Consider the following 21097-nt stretch of genomic DNA (forward strand, 5'->3'; position numbering starts at 1 on the left):
CCTCTTTATGGAATTAAAAAGAGTAGTAGTAACAGGTCTTGGTGCGCTGACCCCTGTTGGTAACAATGTTTCAGATTTCTGGAACAACCTGATCAACGGAGTAAGCGGAGCAGGACTTATTACTCATTTTGACGCATCCAAGTTCAAGACTCAGTTTGCCTGCGAAGTGAAAAACTTCAACCCGACCGATTTCATCGACCGGAAAGAAGTTCGCAAAATGGATCTTTATACACAATATGCTATTACTGCTGCCAAAGAAGCTGTAGCAGACGCTGGCATTGATGTGGAAAAAGAAGACTTGAACAAAATCGGTGTGATCTTCGGAGTAGGTATCGGCGGTATCCACACTTTCGAAGAAGAAGTAATGAATTACGCACAGACCAAAGACACAATCGGTCCGCGTTTCAATCCGTTCTTCATTCCGAAGATGATTGCCGACATTGCATCCGGACAAATCTCTATGATTTACGGATTCCATGGTCCTAACTTTACCACCACCTCCGCTTGTGCTTCTTCTTCCAACGCGATTGCTGATGCATTCAATTATATCCGTCTGGGAAAAGCCAACATGATCGTTACCGGTGGTGCTGAAGCTGCTATCTTCCCTGCCGGAGTAGGAGGATTCAACGCGATGAATGCCCTCTCTACCCGCAACGACGATCCCACTCGTGCTTCACGTCCGTTCAGCGCAAGCCGTGACGGTTTCGTAATGGGTGAAGGAGCCGGATGTCTGATTCTGGAAGAACTGGAACACGCTAAAGCCCGTGGCGCAAAGATTTATGCCGAACTGGCCGGAACTGGTGCTTCTGCCGATGCTTATCATATCACAGCTTCTCATCCTGAAGGTCTGGGTGCGAAACTGGTGATGACCAATGCACTGGAAGATGCAGGTTTGCAGCCGGAAGATATCGACTATATCAATGTTCACGGTACATCTACCCCGGTAGGTGATATCTCAGAAGTGAAAGCTATCCAGGCTCTCTTCGGAGAACATGCCTATAAGCTGAACATCAGTTCTACCAAGTCAATGACCGGTCACTTGCTGGGTGCTGCCGGAGCTGTAGAAGCTATCGCCAGCGTATTATCTGTGAAGAACGACATTGTTCCTCCGACCATCAACCACGAAGAAGGAGATAACGATGAACAGATCGATTATAACCTTAACTTCACTTTCAATAAGGCACAGCACCGTACGGTTCGTGCTGCATTGAGCAACACCTTTGGTTTCGGTGGACACAATGCATGTGTAATCGTCAAAAAATACACTGAATAAACTGTGTTTAGCAATATAACAGATAAGATAAGACTCTTTTTCCGCAAGGACAAGGAGCCTTATCTTTGTTTTTACAGAATGCTGGGATTCTATCCGAGAAACATCGAAATCTACCAGCAGGCTCTGCTGCACAAGTCTTCATCGGTTAAGGAAAAAGGACGATTACTCAACAATGAACGTCTGGAATTTCTGGGCGATGCCATTCTGGATGCAGTAGTAGCAGATATTGTCTATAAGAAATTCGAAGGAAAGCGTGAGGGATTTCTCACCAATACCCGTTCCAAGATCGTACAGCGTGAAACGTTGAATCAGGTAGCTGTTCAGATCGGGCTGGATAAACTGATCAAGTTTACAACCCGTCAGTCGTCACACAACAGCTATATGTCCGGAAACGCATTTGAGGCACTGGTGGGCGCCATTTATCTGGACAGAGGATATGATGCCTGCAAGAAATTCATGGAGGAACGTATCATCGCCCAATACCTGAATATTGACAAGATCTCACGCAAAGAGGTCAACTTCAAGTCAAAACTGATCGAATGGAGCCAGAAGAACAAATTTGAAGTAGAATTCCGACTGACAGGCCAGTCCATAGACAGTGACTCGAATCCAATATTCGAAACACAAGTCATGGTTGAAAACATCCCTGCCGGGGAAGGAAAAGGTTACTCCAAAAAAGAATCGCAGCAACTGGCTGCTCAGGAGACCTTGAAGCAAATCAAAACTGATCCCAAATTCATCGATCAGATCTTTGCCGCTAAAGCACAGCGCGAGCAGGCACAGGAAACAACTACAACTGAAGTACCTGAAGCATCTGCCTCCAACACACCGCTGACAGCGATAGCAACAGAAGAGGAAGTTATCCTTGAAAAGTTCGAAGACACCGAACGGATTATTTCCGAAGCCGAAGAGGCTGCTTTCAAAGACTGACCCCGTGTCTGTCTTCTCCGTAAAGGACAAGTGATGATTGAAAAACAACATCAGTCATCACCTGTCCTTTCTTAGTCTGTAGTATTATAAAAACCTTTTTTTCATCCGAAACAGATCCCCATACGGCGACCCTGTACCACAAGGTCATTGTCCTCGGTCACAAGTTTCAGTTTACCCGCTACTTCCGTCAGGGGGACAGCACCCATACTGTTTCCCTGCAGGGCTACCATGTGTCCGAAGCGGCCTTCTGCAATCAGCTGAGTAGCATATCCGCCCATGCGCGTAGCAAGGTTACGGTCAAATGCCGTCGGACTTCCGCCGCGCTGAATGTATCCGAGTACCGTTTCACGGGTTTCGAATCCGGTTTCATATTCAATTTCTTCAGCTATATACTGGGCTGCTTTCTTGCCATCCACAGTAGGAATTCCTTCTGCCACTACCACAATTGAGTATGGCTTTCCTTTCTTCAGACGGTTGATAATGGCATCTCCGATGCGATGGATATCAAAAGGAATCTCCGGGAGCAGGATAATATCTCCTCCTCCGGCCATGCCTGAATAGAGCGCAATCCATCCGGCCTTATGTCCCATCACTTCGATCACCATCACCCGCTGGTGAGACGTTGCCGTGGAGTGCAACCGGTCAATGGCATCGGTCGCAATGCTTACCGCTGAATCGAAGCCGAACGAGAAATCAGTGCCCCACACATCATTATCGATCGTTTTGGGAATACTGATGACATTCACACCTGTCTCCGCCAGCCTGGCTGCAGTTTTCTGCGTACCGTTTCCACCGATACAGACAATACAGTCCAGCCCTCTTTCGCGGATCGTCTGAAGCATCATGGCAGGCTTGTCTTCCGAGACCGCTGTTCCCCGTCGCTTGAAAGGTTTTTCACGCGACGTTCCCAAAATGGTTCCGCCCATATTCAGCAACCCGGTCAGCGATGCTTCCGTCAATGGAACCACATCATTATCCACCAGCCCGCGAAAGCCGCTGTGAATACCGAATACTTCCATGCCATAATGGTTGATTGCCGTCTTGCATACCCCGCGAATAGTCGCATTAATGCCCGGACAATCACCTCCCGAAGTCAAGATTCCAATTCTCATATTCGTTTGTATTTACTTTGAGACGTAAAGGTAAGAAAAAAGCAGTGAATTGTGAAATCTCAAAAAAAAATAATTGTACAACCCGATAATACGCGGAAAAAATCTACCTTTGCAATAATTTGAATCTGAAACAGAAGAAACAATGAATTCAACGAAAGTGATAGGAAAACTGTTCACATCCAGGCAGAAAGCCACTGACTTATACGCCACTCAGGCAGAAGCCATCCAGGAACGGGTTTTCCAGAAACTGATACAAACAGCAGCTCCCACGGAATGGGGAAAGAAATATGATTACGCACGAATCAGAAACTATACAGACTTCCAGCGCGTACCGGTACAAACCTATGAAGAAATCAAAGGTTATGTAGACCGTATGCGTCACGGCGAAGCCGATGTGTTATGGCCGGGAAAAGTACGCTGGTATGCCAAATCATCGGGAACGACCAACGACAAGAGTAAATTCATCCCTGTCAGCAAGGACGGTCTGCACGGCATCCACTACAAGGGAGGAACCGATGCCGTAGCTCTCTATCTGCGCGAAAATCCCGAAAGCCGCTTCTTCTCGGGCAAAGGACTGATTCTGGGAGGAAGCCACAGCCCCAACTACAATGTCAAGGACAGTCTGGTGGGCGACCTTTCTGCCATCCTGATCCAGAACATCAATCCGCTGGTGAACTTCATCCGCGTACCGAGCAAGGAAATCGCGCTTCTGTCAGAATTTGAAGAGAAGGTGGAACGCATTGCCAGCACGACCATCCACGAAAATGTGACCAACCTCTCCGGAGTACCCTCCTGGATGATGGCAGTCATAAAACGAATTCTGGAAAAGACGGGTGCAAAGACCCTCGACGAAGTATGGCCCAATCTGGAAGTATTCTTCCACGGAGGCGTATGTTTCACTCCCTACCGGGAACAATACAAACGGCTGATCGCCAGTCCCCGCATGCACTATATGGAAACATACAATGCCAGTGAAGGCTTCTTCGGACTGCAGAACGATCTCTCCGACCCTGCCATGCTGCTGATGCTGGACTACGATGTATTCTACGAATTCATTTCTCTGGACGAATTTGACAGCCCGAATCCGACCATCGTACCCCTGACCGGTATCGAAGTGGGACGCAATTATGCCATCGTCATCAGTACTTCCTGCGGACTGTGGCGGTACATTCTCGGTGATACAGTGAAGTTTACTCAGAAAGATCCCTATAAATTCATTATCTCCGGACGTACCAAACACTTCATCAATGCCTTTGGAGAAGAGCTGATGGTGGATAATGCCGAAAAAGGACTGGCACGTGCCTGTGCCGAAACCGGAGCACAAGTGCTGGAATATTCTGCCGCACCGGTTTTCATGGACGACAATGCCAAATGCCGTCACCAGTGGCTGATTGAATTCAGTGTCCAGCCCGATTCACTGGAGCATTTCCGTCATGCACTGGACAAGGCTCTGCAGGAAATCAATTCCGACTATGAAGCCAAACGCCACAAGGATATTACTCTGCAGGAACTGGAAATCATCCCTGCACGTCCGAATCTGTTCCATGACTGGCTGAAACAGAAAGGAAAACTGGGCGGACAGCACAAAGTGCCACGCCTGAGCAATAATCGTGACTACATAGAAGAAATGCTGAAACTGAACTCATGAACCGACGCAGACTGACCCAATATCTCACCTTCCTGCTGGTGCTTGCCGGACTGTATGCCTGTGCCAGCCAGGGACAACCCGACGGAGGCCCTTATGACGAGACTCCGCCTAAGTTCGTACGCGCCAATCCGGAACCGGGAGCCATCAACAACAAGCGCAAGAAAATCTCCATCGAATTCGATGAATACATCAAACTGGAGAAAGCTTCTGAAAAGGTAATCTTTTCACCCCCGCAACAGGAAAGCCCCGAACTCAAGGTAAACGGACATCGGGTGAGCGTGGAATACATGGATTCGCTGAGACCCAACACCACTTACACCATCGACTTCGGTGATGCAATCGTGGACAACAACGAAGGAAATCCGCTGGGAAATTTTGCCTATACCTTTTCCACCGGACCGACAATTGACACCATGGAAGTTTCGGGAACAATCCTCAATGCCCAGGACCTGGAACCGATCAAAGGCATTCAGGTGGGATTACACCAGAACCTGAACGATTCAGCATTCACAACCCTGCCGTTCGACCGTATCTCGCGTACAGACAGCCGGGGACACTTCGTCATCCGGGGTATCGCTCCCGGAAGTTACCGCATCTATGCACTGATGGACGGAAACCAGAACTATATCTTCGACTCGAAGACGGAAACCATTGCCTATCAGGATTCACTGGTGATTCCTTCGACCACCGGAGCCGTAAGACAGGATACGATATGGCATGAAAACGATACGCTTCACTACGATACCATCTATCAGGTGAACTATACCCGCTTCCTGCCCGACAACCTCCTGCTGCGCGCTTTCAAGGAAGAAAACAACCTGCAATATCTGGTGAAAAGCGAACGTGAGCAGACTTACCGTTTCTCGCTTTACTTCAACACCAAAGCCGATACCCTTCCCACGGTCAAGGGACTGGATTTCGACGAAAAGGATGCTTTCATCATCGAGAACACGGAACGGAACGATACCATCCGCTACTGGATCAAGGATACAACGCTTTGTGAGCGCGATACTTTGACCCTGCAACTGGGCTATCTCGCTACGGACACGCTGGGAAAACTGGTGCCCAGGACAGATACCCTGCGCATGGTGAACAAAATCAACAGACAACGCCGCCTGGCCATGGCTGAAGAAGCCCGTAAGGAGAAAGAAAAAGAGCGTAAAAAACGGGCTAAAAAAGGAGATACACTGGCTGTTGAAACCAAATTCCTAAAGATCAGTGTAGACGCACCGTCCAGTCTGGATCTGAACCGTAACATTACGCTGACTTTCGATGAACCGCTGGAAAGCATTGATACCACGGCTATCCACATCAGCCAGAAAGTAGATACCATCTGGGAAGAAAGACCTTTCATCTTCCTCGCCGACAGTGTTGTCCCCCGGAAATACCAGATCCTGGCCGACTGGCAACCCGGACAGGAATACCGGCTGAACATTGACTCGCTCGGATTCAAGGGTATTTATGGACTTTACACAAACAAAGTGGAAAATACGCTGAAGGTCAAGACACTTGAAGCTACGGAACGCTCTATCTGAACATTGTTGGAGCCGGGCCCCATGCCATCGTGCAACTGCTCAACTCAACCGATGCCGTCGTACGCCAGCAACCCGTCAGCAACAAGAAGACATGCGACTTCTACTTCCTGCAGCCAGGAACCAAATACTATATCCGCCTGTTCAACGATGACAACAACAACGGAGTATGGGATACAGGTAACTATGCAAACAAGATCCAGCCGGAAGAAGTGTTCTATTTCCCCAAAGTGTGGGAAATGAAAGCCAACTTCGAGTTTGAAGAGACATGGAACATTCATGCCCTCCCGCTGGACAAGCAGAAGCCCGACGAAATCAAGAAACAGAAACCGGAAGAAAGCAAGAAAATAAAAGACCGGAATAAAGAACGTGCAAAGAAACTAGGAAGGACTTGACAAACATGATAAAGAAAATCATCCTTTGCCTCTGCCTCCTGATGGGAGGCATGGCAGCACAAGCTCAATGCGGTGCCGAGAACACGGCCATCAAACCGGGAGAAACTTTATCCTACCGGCTGAAGTTCAACTGGAAGTTTATCTGGGTAAATGTCGGCTGGGCCAAAATGACGGTGAACACCACGACCTATAAAGGCCAGCCCTGCCTGCAGACAGACCTTCTGTCGTTCACCAAACCCAGTATCGACAAGTTTTTCAAGATGCGCGACACCCTGACCTGTATCACTACAGAAAAGCTGGAACCGCTTTACTTCCGCAAAGGAGCCGAAGAAGGCAAACGCTACACAGTAGATGAGGTCAATTTTTCCTACCGCAACGGAAAATGTATCGTCGACCAGCAGCGCAGTGTGAACCGGGGTACTCCCGACAAGCATCACGATGAAATGCCGGTCTGCGTCTATGACATGCTGAGCATCCTGCTTCAGGCACGTTCGTATGATCCCACCGACTATCGTCCGGGGCAGAAAATCCTGTTTTCCATGGCTACGGGACGAGCCATAGAAAAACAGACCCTGATCTATCGCCGCAAAGAAAACTACGAAGCAGAAAACGGAGTGACATACCGCTGTCTGGTTTTTTCATTGGTGGAATACACCAAAGAAAATAAAGAAAAGGAAGTCATTACTTTCTATATCACCGACGACCTGAACCATCTGCCGGTCCGTCTGGATATGTACCTCAACTTCGGCTCCGCCAAGGCTTTCCTCAGCGATATCAAAGGAAACAGATATCCGCTGACTTCCATCGTCAAGACGAAGTGACATCTTCCTTTCGCAGGAGGATAAACTTCACTTCATATCATATCATTTCCCTGGAGAGAACACCGGTTTTCTTCAGGGAAAATTTTTGTTTCGTGCCGGTGAAACTGTTGTTTCGTGCCGGTGAAACTGCTGTTTCATGCTGGTGAAACTTTTGTTTCGTGCTAGTGGAACTTTTATTTTCTGCTGGTGGAACTTTTGTTTTCAGTCTGTGGAACTTTTATTTCATCCTGGTGGAACTGCTGTTTCGTGCAGAAAACACCGACGGATCATCTGCAAGAAATTCCCCAAACGAAAGTATTATTCCACTCCATCCATACCTGAAAGTCCCGGTATTTCCTGCAAAGTCTGATTCAAATTCTTCGTAAAAATACTTCGTCATACAAGATTTCTCTGTAATTTTAAGTGCTTTTAATTATTAAACTTACATAATATTTCTATGAAAAATATTCTGACAATCATCACCTTGCTGCCGACACTGCTTTGCGCTCAGGAGTGGAAAGCCGGAGACTGGCCGGTTTTAAGGCACTATGACCAGCAACATTTGTATCAGATAGCTTTGCCTCTTGGGGGAATAGGTACAGGAACCGTATCATTAGGCGGACGGGGAGAGCTCCGCGACTGGGAAATCATGAACGTGCCCGGCAAGAAATACAGTACCGTCACCACCGGTAACAACGCCCCTTTCTTTGCCATTTATACGAAACCCGAAAAAGGAGAAGCACAGACAACCCTGCTGGCAGGAGCACTGTATGACCAGGAATATCTGCACTACGAGGGAAGACCCGTAAACCACCACGGACTGCCCCGGTTCAAGAACAGTTCATTCGATGCAGCCTACCCATTCGGACAAGTACATCTGTCGGATAAGGGAATCCCGGTTGAAGTGACCGTCAAAGGATTCAACCCGCTTGTTCCGGGTGATGCCGAAGCCAGCGGAATTCCCATAGCCGTTCTCTGCTATGAGGTAACAAACACATCCCAAACCCCGGTCGATGTATCTATCTGCGGTTCTATCAGAAACTTCATCGGCAAGGACGGCAGCAAGTTTGTGACCGACTGGAAAGGAGACTATATACCTGTCGGCTGCAAAGACAACAGGAACATCTATAAGTCAGCTCAAGGATTACAGGGAATTTATTTCTGTTCGGAAGGAGTGGAAAAGACAGATCCTGCCTACGGAAACATGACCCTGGTCACCAATGCCCCCGAAGGTGTCACCTATCGGACTTCCTCGAAAGCTGACGACTGGAGCAACGGTATTCTGGGCTTCTGGGACGACTTCAGTGCAGACGGTGAACTGACGGAAATGAGTAAACAATATGATGCCGACCCGATGGCTTCCCTTGCAGTAAAAAAGAAACTGGCTCCCGGGGAAACCCGTTCATTCACTTTCTTCCTCACCTGGAACTTCCCCAACCGGAAAGCATGGTCATCTTCTGTAATCGGCAATTACTACAGTCAGCAATATCCTGATTCCTGGGAAACAGCACGGAAAATCATCCCTCAAATGCCGGAACTGGAGAAACGGACCTTGGAATTCGTCAACAGCCTGCTGGAATGTTCTTATCCGGATGTAGTCAAAGAAGCCGGATTATTCAACCTCGCAACCCTGCGCTCACAAACGGTATTCCGCATTCCAAGCGGTCACCTGATGGGATGGGAAGGTGTGATGGACAGATTCGGCTCATGTATGGGCTCGTGCACCCACGTATGGAACTATGAAACGGCTACGGCTTTTCTGTTCGGCGACCTGGCCAGAACCATGCGGGATGTAGAATTCAACTACGCGACAAAGGACAACGGACTGATGAACTTCAGAGCTGCCCTGCCCCTTTCAGAGGCAGCCAAAGGCAACAGTGCAGCAGCCGACGGTCAAATGGGCTGCATCATGAAATTCTATCGGGACTGGCAGCTATCCGGCGATTCCCGATTCCTGAAAGAAAACTGGGCACAAGTCAAGAAGGTATTGAGCTATGCATGGACCGAACATGGCTGGGACGATAACCAGGATGGCGTAATGGAAGGATCACAACACAATACTATGGACGTAAACTATTTCGGTCCTAACCCACAGATGGGATTCTGGTATCTCGGAGCATTAAAAGCAGCCGAAAAAATGGCACATGCCATGAAAGACCGGGCATTCGAAAAGAAATGCAGAGCTCTTTTTGAAAATGGTTCGGAATGGTTAGACAACAATCTGTTCAACGGGGAATACTATGAGCACAAGATCACAGATCCGGAAACCTTTGAATTTCTCGACATGAATGATCCGGATACAAAGATTCCGGACTTCCAGCTCGGGAAAGGATGTCTGGTAGACCAGCTGGTAGGTCAATACATGGCACATATCTGCGGACTGGGATATCTGGCAAAGAAAGAGCATATCCGGACAACACTGAAAAGCATCATGCGATACAATTTCAAGGAAGACTTCAGCCGGCATTTCAACAATATGCGGTCATACGTTCTTGGTGATGAAGCCGGACTTCTCATGGCATCCTGGCCCAAAGGAAGACTGGAAGTTCCTTTCCCCTATTTTGCAGAAGTCATGACCGGCTTTGAATACTGTGCAGCCACAGGCATGATTTATGAAGGCATGGAGGAAGATGCCCTGAAGTGCATCCGGGCAATCCGGGACAGACACGACGGAGCAAAGAGAAACCCGTTCAACGAGACAGAATGCGGACACCACTATGCCCGGTCAATGGCCAGCTGGTCTGCCATACTTGCCATGAGCGGTTACAATTACTCCGCTGTCGACCAAAGCATGCGATTCACCTCCCGCCCCGGTACTTATTTCTGGAGCAACGGAAGTTCATGGGGAACATGCACCATAAGCCACAAGGACATCACGGTCCGTGTAGTCAAGGGCTCCCTGAAACTGTCCGCTTTAACAGTTGGAGAGAGAACGGTCAGACTGAAAAACTTCGCCCTTTCAGAAAAAGAAAGCCAGACTGTCAGTCTGAAAAAATAGCGGTATCTGTCTAATCAGACGGCAGACCTGGTACCATCGCAGCAGATTCTCCTGCCAAAGATAGATACAATGGAACCATACCGCCCGTTCAACACCGGCCCATCACGAAAACTGCAAACAGATTCATGATGGGCCGGTTAAATCTTTTAGCTTATTTGCCAGACTTCCTTACAATAAGTCTTATTCCGCTTTCAATATTGCACTGTCGATGGTAGTATTCACGTTGCGATAATCTTTAGAAGTCTTTTTGCCGAAATCGAACGTATAGGCTACCTTCACATATCCGGTAGGCTGGTTGAGCCGGCTATACACTTCACGGTCGTACCGGTACACATCCGAACGCAGGAAACTTCTTGTCCTGGCATGCGTGTTAAACGGATTGTTCGTACCGGCTTCCAATGCCCAGCCTCCATGATACCAGCTGACCGAAGCTCCGTAATTACCATCCTGCCATTCGTACACACCATCGCCGCTCAGCAAACGTGTCTGAGTTTTCCCATACACATTCAGCGAAAAGTCCTTCCAGTAGTAGTTCACAGTCAGTCGGCCATACACATTGTTCTGGTCCTGCGAGTCCTGTCCCGTTATCTTGCTGTACTGCCAGCGTCCGCCCAATTTGAACCGGAGAGCATCCGTAGCTTTCCACGACAAATCCAGACCTCCCTGCAACAGATGATAGTCTCCATCGCTCCGGTATGATTCCACCAGCTTGTTGCCTTCCACGGAGAAAGCGGGCAGAACGGTATTGATTTCCGAAGAGTACATGAATATGCCGAACAGGTTGAAACGACCTACCTGCAAACTGTACGAACCGGAAGCCATATACATCTTTATCTTGTCCAGATAGGGATTTCCCCGCTTCACGTGTATCTGGTCGATAGTCTGCTCCGCCGTATTGATGGTATTGATTTCGGGATAGGCATTGCCCACGGCTGCCCCGATACCGAACTGCTGGCGGTCACTGAACTGATAGAAAAACGACAAATCTCCCCGAGGGCTTATGTAATGGGTCTTTTCATGCCCGTGCAAGCGGTATTGCAAAGCGGACATCCCGATACGTCCGTTCATGGAAAGTTTGCCGAAACGCTGATTATAGGAAGCAAACAACAAACTTTCACCCGACCACAAGTGCTGCCACGACGGATTGTCCCCCGCATAAGTGGCGGAGGTGATGCGATGGGAATGCATCAACTGGACTGTAAGCGTATTCTGATGCGGCATGGACAAAGAATAATTCAGGGAGGGGTTCAGCATATAAAGCTTCTCATCCACATTCGTCATCGAAGCATACTCGTTTTCCTGATAAGAACGGTCGTAAGTGTTCTGCGTATAACTTACAGGCAACGAACATTCCAGCCGCTGATTGTCTTTCAACCTGAAACTGCCGTACAGTTCCAGGGAGGGAGCAAGTGACTTCTGGTCTGTAGAACTACTTGAACAGACGTCCTCGTAATAGTCCGAATAGTCCAACATCCCCCTTCTCCCGTTGTCCGGCATCCCGCTATGTACAAAGGACATCTTTGCCGACAACGTGCGCTTGCCTGTCTGATTAAGCACATTGAACTGTGCATACTGCTGGTTCTTCTTCCGCTTGTCTGCTTCGGTGATTTCATCCCGTGTAAAGGAACGGTCTGCCAACACAAATGATTCCGTACTCCGGTTATCGTCCTCATTGTAATCGTACATGGTATGTCCGGCAAACAGCGTATACGATGTATTCCCGTGAGAAACCTTCGACACCGCATTATAGTCTCCCTGCAAATAACCGATAGTCTGATTGGCATCCAAAGAAACATATCCTCCAGACTTCCATTTCCTGGTAATATAGTTGATGGATGCCACATCCCCGGCATACTTTCCCGTCGGCACATCAAAATATTCCACTTTCTCTATGTCACGGGGACGCAGACTCTGCACTTCCCGATAGTCCACTTTACGACCGTCGATGTAGAGTGTTACGGTTCCTCCCATCGTTGCCACAACTCCCTTCTTGCGATCTACGTCTATACCCGGAATCATCAGGTTACTGAGCAGATCGTAGCCTGTAAAGGCATGCTTCACCTGCTGCTTATCAGGAATAATCAGCACCCGGTCCTTCTGACGGATAAAGGAAGAACCTTTCACCTCTACCTCACCAAGCAGTACACTGTTTTCCTTCAGGTACACAACCGGAAGTACCTTTTCCGTGTCCCCCACCGCAAACGGATAAACCTTCGCTTCGTAGCCGATGGAACTGAGAGACAACAAATAGTTTCCCTTCTGTACGTTCTCCAATTTATAAAGACCGATGCTGTCTGTCACCACCCCTTGAACAAAAGTTGAATCCTGACAAAGTAATCTGACTGTAGCGTAAGCAAGTCCCTTGTCAGACTCATCTGCAATTCTCCCCTTTACCGCTACCTGTGCATTAATAAAAGAACTGACTGATAAACATCCAGTCAGAAAACAAAATTTTAGAATCTCCATAATCAATTAATAATACAACAAATATAGAAATATTTACAAACGGACAGCATATTTTCTTTGCAAAAAATATCCACAGTTTCAATATTCTCTTTTTCATCAGTAATTATTATCTTTACTGCAAATCCTGATTACCATCGGACTGGACATTGCAGACATCGGGAAAGGTACCGGAATGATGCTGGTTACCACCGTTTTTCTGGCTTACAGTACGACGCTGTCCTCTGGATTTTCCTCGTTTGATGTATTGAAGCGCTTTTAATTATTAAACTAACAGCATATCTATGAAAAATATTCTGAAGAAGTCCGGTTACCGGCCCGTTTTAAAACGATTCAGCCTCGTTTCCCTATATGCCCTTCCATTATTAATGGCAGGTGCATGCCAACAACCTAAATCACAGACTACCATCCAGGATAAAGATTCCTGTGTAGTACAGAATCCTGTCATCACCGTACGATACAGCGCAGACCCGTCTGCCCGTGTCTTCGGAGATACGCTCTACATCTATCCCAGCCACGACCGTGACCAGGCACAATGGTGGGATATGGAAGATTATTATGCTTACTCTACCACTGATTTATGCCATTATAAAGATGAGGGTCTGATCTTTGAACCATTCAAGCAAACTACATGGGCAAAGAAATACGCCTGGGCTCCCGACTGTATAGAGAAAAACGGCAAATATTACTTTTATTTCCCTACCGATCAGGATCATATAGGAGTTGCTGTCGGAAACACACCTGTCGGACCATTTAAAGACCCTTTAGGTAAACCTCTTGTATCAAGGAACAGTCCGGGAATAGCAGCTCCACGTGACTTTATCGATCCGGCAGTCTTCATTGACGATGATGGCACAGGATATCTGCTTGTCGGACAAAATGCGCTGAACATCATCAGGCTGAATGATGACATGATTTCCTATAGTTCTAAGCCCGTAGTTCTGGATAAAGTCAAAGACCTCCCCCATTTCTTTGAAGCAATCTGGATTCACAAAAAAGATAAAAAATATTATTTGTCTTATTCCGATGGGGTCGGTATCTCCTACTGCATGGCTGATTCCATCTATGGTCCTTATGAGTACAAAGGCAGAATTCTGGATGAAGTAAACAGTGGAACCAATCATTCCTCAATTGTTGAATATAAAGGCCAGTGGTATCTGTTTTACCATACGGCAGACCTGGCACTGGCTACAATCACGGCAGATTCTCCAGACCGGAAATATATACAATGGAGAAGATCCGTCTGTATGGCTCCTTTATTTTATAACGAGGATGGGACCATACAGCCCGTCAAGCAGTCTTCATCTATAACGATTCCTAAAATCAACTGACTCAAACTAATATGAAAAAGATCAAACTAGGACTTCTGCCGCAAATCCTGATTGCCATCGGACTGGGCATTGCTGCCGGAACTGTTTCACCGGCACTTCCTGTACGCATTTTCGTGACATTCAATGCCCTCTTCAGCCAGTTCCTGAACTTTATTATTCCACTGATCATTGTGGGACTGGTCACTCCGGCCATTGCAGACATCGGGAAAGGTGCCGGAAAGATGCTGGTCGCCACCGTTCTTCTGGCTTACAGTGCGACACTGTTCTCCGGATTTCTTTCGTTTGGTGTAGGAGAAACCTTCTTCCCCAGCCTCATCACACAAAATATTCCTTTATCGGAAATCAGTGAAGCCAAAGGTGTTGAACCGTTCTTTACCATATCGATTCCGGAGCCGCTCAATGTCATGACAGCACTTGTCATGGCCTTCACTGTCGGACTCGGGCTGGCTCATCTGGATACCGGTTTCCTGAAAAATGTCTGCAACGATTTCAAGGAAATCATTGTCAAAACCATACAGGCCGTCATCCTTCCTTTGCTCCCGATTTATATCTTTGGCATCTTCTTCAACATGACCCATTCCGGACAAGTGTTTCACGTCCTGGCGGTCTTTGTCAAGATCATCGGAATCATCTTCCTCATGCATATCTTTCTGCTGATATTCCAGTACTGCATCGCAGGGCTGCTGGTACGCAAGAATCCGTTCCGTCTGCTGGGAACTATGATGCCGGCTTATTTCACTGCTTTAGGTACACAGTCTTCAGCGGCCACCATTCCTGTCACACTGAAACAGACGATCCGGAACGGAGTACACGAAGGGATTGCGGGATTTGTCATTCCCCTGTGTGCCACCATTCATCTTTCAGGAAGCACCCTGAAGATCGTAGCCTGCGCACTGGCACTGATGATGATGCAAAACATTCCTTATGGCTTCCAGATGTTTGCCGGATTCATATTCATGCTGGGGGTAACCATGGTAGCAGCTCCGGGAGTTCCGGGTGGAGCCATTATGGCTTCTCTCGGTATCCTGTCGTCTATGCTGGGGTTTGACGAAAACGCACAGGCACTGATGATCGCGCTGTATATTGCTATGGACAGTTTCGGTACGGCATGTAATGTTACCGGCGACGGAGCCCTGGCTCTTATCATCGACAAATGGTTTGGAACGCCAAAGGCCTGAAACATTTCTTCCGCAATATGGCAACCTGCTTTTTATCTAACTTTGTCAGGCAGTTGAAAACAACCCATAACAGCTGTAAACAGTTTCATTTATTTACTTTTATCTTTAATCTCATGAAAAAAGAAATATGCCTGTCCTGCCTGACAGTTTGCACTATTTTGCTGGCCTGTTCTACACCGTCAGAAAAATCCGTCCGGTCTGCTGCCAGCGTCATACCAGTAGATCTGGAACATGCCGGAGCCTTACAAGCCTCCCAGTGGTTTGATACAATCATGTATGTCCCTCTGGAAACGAGTGACTCATTCCTGTTTTCCAATATCAGTCATCTGAAGGTCAGCCACGATCAGAATATCTATTTTATATCCGACAAGTCATTTTTCCTGTTTGACGGACATACCGGAAAAGGCAAACTGAAAATATCCAGATTAGGAACAGGCCCAGACGGATATGCTTCCCTGTTCGACTCTTACATAGATCCCGAAACGCAGGAAATTGAATTGCTTGACAACAACGGAAAGAAAATTGTGGTTTATGACAAAAAGGGTAATCACCTGCGTTCCTTTGCCATTCCGTTCATGTCATTCACACTGACCAAAACAGATCAGCATAATTATTGGTTCTACAACAACAATCTTCCTTCAGAAGCCTGCAACTATAAAGTGGCCCACTATAATCGTATAGCGGAAAAATCAGAAGAAGCATACGATTCAATTGATCCTCATCTGGCCGAATACTTCTTTATCGAAGACGAAAAGAACCTGGTTACACAGGGTAATAGCATGCTCTATCATGCTTCTCCAGCGGATACTGTTTACCGGATTCAGCCAGGGAAAGGTATGGAAGCAGCCTATATACTCGACATGGGAAAGAACAAGGCTCCCCAGACATTTTATTCCAATCACTTCAAGGATATCATGGAATTTGTGGAAACAGCCAACAAGCATGATTATGTCTTCGAGCTTCCTACCCTGGCAGCCAATGACAGTCTGATCGCCATAGGTTGCATGAAACAAGGACAACTCTACATTACCCTTCATGCTTCCCGAAGCGAAAAGACCGTCACATTCTCAGCCTTTCAGGATGATTTCCATTTCTCTGCACCTCTCCCTCTGGATAATCAAAATATCCCTTTCTGCCTGGACAATGAATTTCTATATCTGATCATAACCGCAGAACAGCTTACAGACTGGCAAAAAGAAGGCGACCGGAAGGAGCTGATGAATGAATGGATGAAACAACAGCATATCAATGAGTATTCAAATCCAATTCTCATGAAATGCAGACTAAAATAAAGAAGACTTATTCTTCTTTTGACGCTTCCGCCAGCTGGGACGCAAGCTCTTCCATGTTCTCAGGAGAAGCAGCCCATGTGAACTTTACCTTTCCATCCTTGCCGATAATCACACAGCGAGGAATGGAAAGTGCGCCACGTTCGTTGCCGAAGGTATCGTAGATTTCTTTTTTGAAAGCTTCCTGCGCACGCACATGCTCTCCCATCAGATCATAATGAGCTGCCATCTTGCGCCATTTGGCATCATCATCCGGACGGTCAATGGAAAGATACAGCAGTACAATATCATTCTTTTTGGCATACTCCTGCAAGGGTTTTACATGAGCGAATGATTCCCGGCAGGGACCGCACCAGGTAGCCCATATATCCATAAAGATGACCTTTCCTTTATATAAGTCAGTAACCTCCTTCAACGTCTTGGCCTTGTCCACATTCGGGAAATGGATATAATCGGGAATTTCAGCCTGATTGAAAGCCTTGTTTTTGGCGATGGCCTTATCTATTAGCGGCTGCCATTTGCTTTGCGGATGCATTTGTCTGAATCGTTCCTCTAACGGAAGTATCTCCGGATCGTATTTCTCCTCGTTTGCATCCATCAGGAAGAGTAATGCCATGGCCGTTTCCTGCGCCTGACCTGTAAGGTTCTTTTCAATATAGTGGAAAATCAATTTATAGGGATTTTTCTTCAGATCTTCGTCTATCGGTTCTCCTTTGATATAGTAGGTAATACCGGCATTGTTATAGACTACTTCATGGAAAGCGGGCGAGAACGTGCTGGCCGGATGATTTACCTGACAGAATTCCATCATCTTTTCCCATTCCTTGAGCCAGCTTTGCCTGGTGGCTTCGGAATGACGGTTGGCAATACCGAACAGCTGGTTCTGAAAAGCCCACATCACCTGCATGCGCGCATTTTGCCGTGCTTTTTCATACAAGTCTTTGTCTACTCCCTGCATCTTTTCATCCAGGGCAAGAACCTGATCCTGCAGTTTCCTGCTTACAGAACTGGCAACAGTATCCCGGGTAATATTCCATTTGTCTCCTTGTCTTGAAAGTACGTCAAACACATCCTTTCCCAGTTCGTCCATCAGTTCAGACACTTCCATATTTTTTTCATTCTTGCCTTCCAGTATTGAAACAGACTTTGCAGCTGCGGCATCAATCTGCAAACGATACTTTCCTCCCTCTGCAATAAAAGAACCCAGATAACGCTTTCCCCACAAGAACAGGCGTATCTGTTCGTACCCGTTACCGGGAAGTGTAAGACTGAACGTGCTGTCCGCATTCAGCCACAAGGTGTCCTGTGCCTGCGAATTAAACATTCCGTCAATGGATTTCTGATACACAATGGTTCCACCGGCCAGATTCTTTACAGAACCAGTAATCTGAATTTCATTTGAATGACTGCATGAAGCCAGGACGCCCCCGAAAAGACTCAATGACAAAAATAAAACGTGTTTGGTTTTCATGAATATAGTGTTTAAGTTTTAGTACATATTTTATGCGTTTCAAAGATAGAAAAATTTTACCTTTGTGAATATGGAAGGAGATTATTTTATGTGGAGAAGATGGATGACAGGATTCCTGATATAGATATCGGTTTCCCTGACAATAAAAGCACAGATTCCTGATAGTATCGCACTGACGCTGGAAGAATTTGCCCGACGTGCAGAGCTATTCGGTAAAACCCTGCCTCAGGAAAAAGTAGCCTTACATTTCGACAACACCAGTTATTATCAGGGTGATGACATCTGGTTTCAGTGTTATGTAGTCACTTCTGATCTGCATACTCCTGCAGAGTGGAGCAAGACGTTGTATGTGGAGCTGTTGAATCCCGGAGGTGAAACAGTATCCAGACAGATTCTGCCAATAAGAAACGGGCGCTGCCATGGCCACTTCGCTTTGACACAACTTCCTTTCTATTCAGGATTTTACGAAGTGCGTGCTTACACCAAATACATGTTGAATTTTGATGAAGCCTCAGTCTTTTCACGCATCATCCCTGTCTTCGATAAGCCGGAAGAAGCAGGAAATTATGTGGAAAAGAAAATCAGACCGCGTGTAGGGAAATACCACAGGAACGTAAATGGCCACGGAAAGAGAAAAAACTTAATCTCAGGTTCTATCCTGAAGGCGGATATCTAGTGAAAGACATACCGGTACGTGTCACTTTCGAAGCCACGGATGCATACGGTAACCCGGTAGAAATATCTGGCCGGATAATCAACAGAAAAGGAGATGAACGCCTGACTTTTGCCACAGAGCATGAAGGAAAAGGAAGCTTTACTTATAGGGCAGGTACGGAAGAAGACCGTGTAGAAGTTATCTGGAACGAGAAGAAATTCCGCTTTGACCTGCCGGAAGCAAGAGAACAGGGCTTTGTCTGTTCCGTTGATAACCTCAGTTCACCAGACAGTCTGCTCGTGACGGTACAGAAGAACAGCCGGACGCCAGGGAATGTATTGGGAATGGGAGTGCTCAGTGGCGGAAAACTATATCATTTCTGTATGCTGACGGTCACCCGTAACCGTCCTGTCCGCTTCAAACTGGACAAACAGGCCTTACCCGCCGGAGTGGCACAAGCCGTCTGGTTCGATCACTCGGGAAGTATTATAGCCGACCGTCTGATATTTATAGGCCAGCCCGACACTTTATCTGTCGCAGTTCAGTCAGATAAAAGTTCTTATCAGCCCTATGATTCGATCCAGCTGGATTTTGAAATAAAGGATGCCAAAGGCCATCCCATACAAGCTCCCCTGTCAGTTTCCGTACGTGACGGATGGCAGGAAGTCGAGAACCGTCATTCTCTGCTGACCGATCTTCTGCTGATGTCAGATATCAAAGGATATGTCCATCAGCCCTCATGGTACTTCGAGTCTGACGATCTGAGCCATCGGCGTGCACTGGATGATCTGCTTATGGTGCAAGGCTGGAGACGCTACGACTGGGAACGTATGGCCGGAAAAAGTCCTTTTGAACTGAAGTATATGCCGGAACAGGGTATTGAACTGCACGGAAAAGTCGTGTCAATGGTGCGCAGCAAGCCACGCGCCAATGTGGAAGTTACGGCATTTCTGGCTTCTCCCGGAGATGATCCGGAAAGCAAGAATCAAAAATTCTTTGATCTTTTTACCACAGACAGTCTGGGACGTTTCTCGTTTGTTTCTCAGATAGAAGGAAAATGGAATCTGATTCTGGCCGCAACCGAGAAAGGAAAGAAGAAAGATTACCGCATTGTACTGGATCGTGTATTTGCTCCATCTCCCCGCATATATCCGCTGGCTGAAATGCAGGTTAGAGTTGCCGGAGAGGAGGAAGGATCCAGCTTATCTGTCAGTGAACCTGCTGACACGCTGGAAACCGAAGAAGACTACAAACTGCTGCTCAAGGCATACGAAGATTCATTAAAGCGGTCGGGTATCAATGAAAAAATACATCACCTTGATGAAGTAGTGATCAAAGCCCGCAAACGCGACAAGGCCCATGATGTATATCAGGCGCGCACCAAATCCATTGCTTACTATGATGTCGCTTCTGAAATGGATGACATCCAGGACCGGGACATATATATTGGTAATGATATCCACGACCTGATGATGAATATGAATCCAAGCTTCTATCCGGAATCCGCCCCCTCTGGAAGAGAGTACTTATTGTACAAAGGACGTCTGGTTCTTTTCGTCATCAACTATGAACGCACCTTCCATGAAGAAATGGATTTCAATAAATACCGGAATCTAAGTCTGGAATCCATCAAATCTGTTTATATCAGTGAGGATCTCGGAACAATGTGCCGCTATGCCGATCCGATGTTTACTCCTATGAACATTGACAAGATTTATGGCTGTGTCGTATTAATAGAAACATTGCCGGAAGAAGAAGTCTCGGTCAAAGGAGCCAAAGGAGTTCGCAAAACCTGGCTCGAAGGATATAGCAAGGTTAAGGAGTTTTATTTACCTGATTACCGGATATTGCCCCGCGAGGGAGATTACCGACGGACATTATACTGGAATCCGGAACTGATGCCTGACAAAGAAGGACATGCTACCATCCAGTTCTACAACAACAGCCGCTGCCGCCGCCCACGTATTTCGGTAAATGTACTGGATGCCGACGGACGTATAGGAGTATTCGAACATTGATCAT

Annotated in this window: 11 protein-coding genes and 2 pseudogenes; 10 read left to right on the top strand and 3 right to left on the bottom strand. The window is 47.0% G+C overall.

What is annotated here, in order from left to right:
• Window positions 1-7: 7 nt before the first annotated feature.
• Both fabF and rnc read left to right on the top strand, forming a co-directional pair.
• Entirely contained in the window at window positions 8-1273 is a 1266-nt protein-coding gene (gene fabF, locus BACCOPRO_RS09890) for a beta-ketoacyl-ACP synthase II (protein WP_008143225.1), read from the top strand.
• A gap of 3 nt (window positions 1274-1276) precedes the next feature.
• Window positions 1277-2203 carry a ribonuclease III gene (gene rnc, locus BACCOPRO_RS09895; RefSeq protein ID WP_008143238.1) on the top strand — a complete coding sequence of 309 codons (927 nt, stop codon included), beginning with the start codon at window positions 1277-1279 and terminating at the stop codon, window positions 2201-2203.
• A 101-nt stretch (window positions 2204-2304) separates the two neighbouring features.
• Here the strand turns inward: rnc and BACCOPRO_RS09900 are convergent, their stop codons facing one another.
• Window positions 2305-3315, bottom strand: coding sequence for an ATP-dependent 6-phosphofructokinase (locus BACCOPRO_RS09900; protein WP_008143240.1), 1011 nt, complete (start codon window positions 3313-3315; stop codon window positions 2305-2307).
• 142 nt (window positions 3316-3457) lie between these two features.
• Here BACCOPRO_RS09900 and BACCOPRO_RS09905 point away from each other — a divergent pair, with 142 nt between their 5' ends.
• The 4 genes and pseudogenes from BACCOPRO_RS09905 to BACCOPRO_RS09925 all read left to right on the top strand — a co-directional run bounded on the left by BACCOPRO_RS09905 (window position 3458) and on the right by BACCOPRO_RS09925 (window position 10688).
• On the top strand, window positions 3458-4963 hold the full coding sequence (locus BACCOPRO_RS09905) for a GH3 auxin-responsive promoter family protein (RefSeq protein WP_008143243.1): 1506 nt from the start codon (window positions 3458-3460) through the stop codon (window positions 4961-4963).
• Window positions 4960-6890: pseudogene (locus BACCOPRO_RS09910) on the top strand (Ig-like domain-containing protein). Before BACCOPRO_RS09905 ends, BACCOPRO_RS09910 begins: the two are co-directional and overlap by 4 nt.
• Before the next feature lie 5 nt (window positions 6891-6895).
• Window positions 6896-7711: a DUF3108 domain-containing protein gene (locus BACCOPRO_RS09915; RefSeq protein ID WP_008143249.1), complete on the top strand. Its 816-nt coding sequence runs from the start codon at window positions 6896-6898 to the stop codon at window positions 7709-7711.
• Window positions 7712-8147: 436 nt separating this feature from the next.
• The gene (locus BACCOPRO_RS09925) at window positions 8148-10688 is read left to right on the top strand and encodes a GH116 family glycosyl-hydrolase (RefSeq protein ID WP_008143253.1); all 2541 of its coding nucleotides are present in this window, start codon (window positions 8148-8150) and stop codon (window positions 10686-10688) included.
• Window positions 10689-10868: 180 nt separating this feature from the next.
• Here the strand turns inward: BACCOPRO_RS09925 and BACCOPRO_RS09930 are convergent, their stop codons facing one another.
• Entirely contained in the window at window positions 10869-13154 is a 2286-nt protein-coding gene (locus BACCOPRO_RS09930) for a carboxypeptidase regulatory-like domain-containing protein (protein WP_008143254.1), read from the bottom strand.
• A gap of 281 nt (window positions 13155-13435) precedes the next feature.
• On the opposite strand from BACCOPRO_RS09930, the gene BACCOPRO_RS09935 reads away from it, so the two are divergent.
• From BACCOPRO_RS09935 to BACCOPRO_RS09945, 3 genes are all read left to right on the top strand, one after another.
• Window positions 13436-14482, top strand: a complete 1047-nt coding sequence (locus tag BACCOPRO_RS09935; protein WP_008143256.1) for a family 43 glycosylhydrolase — start codon at window positions 13436-13438, stop codon at window positions 14480-14482.
• A gap of 11 nt (window positions 14483-14493) precedes the next feature.
• Complete coding sequence (locus BACCOPRO_RS09940; protein WP_008143257.1) at window positions 14494-15660, top strand: dicarboxylate/amino acid:cation symporter; 1167 nt, start codon at window positions 14494-14496, stop codon at window positions 15658-15660.
• 113 nt (window positions 15661-15773) lie between these two features.
• Window positions 15774-16952, top strand: a complete 1179-nt coding sequence (locus tag BACCOPRO_RS09945) for a DUF4934 domain-containing protein (protein WP_040311358.1) — start codon at window positions 15774-15776, stop codon at window positions 16950-16952.
• A 7-nt stretch (window positions 16953-16959) separates the two neighbouring features.
• On the opposite strand, the gene BACCOPRO_RS09950 is transcribed toward BACCOPRO_RS09945, so the two are convergent.
• On the bottom strand, window positions 16960-18420 hold the full coding sequence (locus BACCOPRO_RS09950; RefSeq protein ID WP_008143259.1) for a TlpA disulfide reductase family protein: 1461 nt from the start codon (window positions 18418-18420) through the stop codon (window positions 16960-16962).
• A 124-nt stretch (window positions 18421-18544) separates the two neighbouring features.
• Between BACCOPRO_RS09950 and BACCOPRO_RS09955 the strand changes: the two are divergent.
• Window positions 18545-21093: pseudogene (locus BACCOPRO_RS09955) on the top strand (hypothetical protein).
• The last annotated feature ends 4 nt before the right edge of the window (window positions 21094-21097 follow it).

Origin of the sequence: Phocaeicola coprophilus DSM 18228 = JCM 13818 (assembly GCF_000157915.1) — a bacterium.
Classification (GTDB): Bacteria; Bacteroidota; Bacteroidia; order Bacteroidales; family Bacteroidaceae; genus Phocaeicola; species Phocaeicola coprophilus.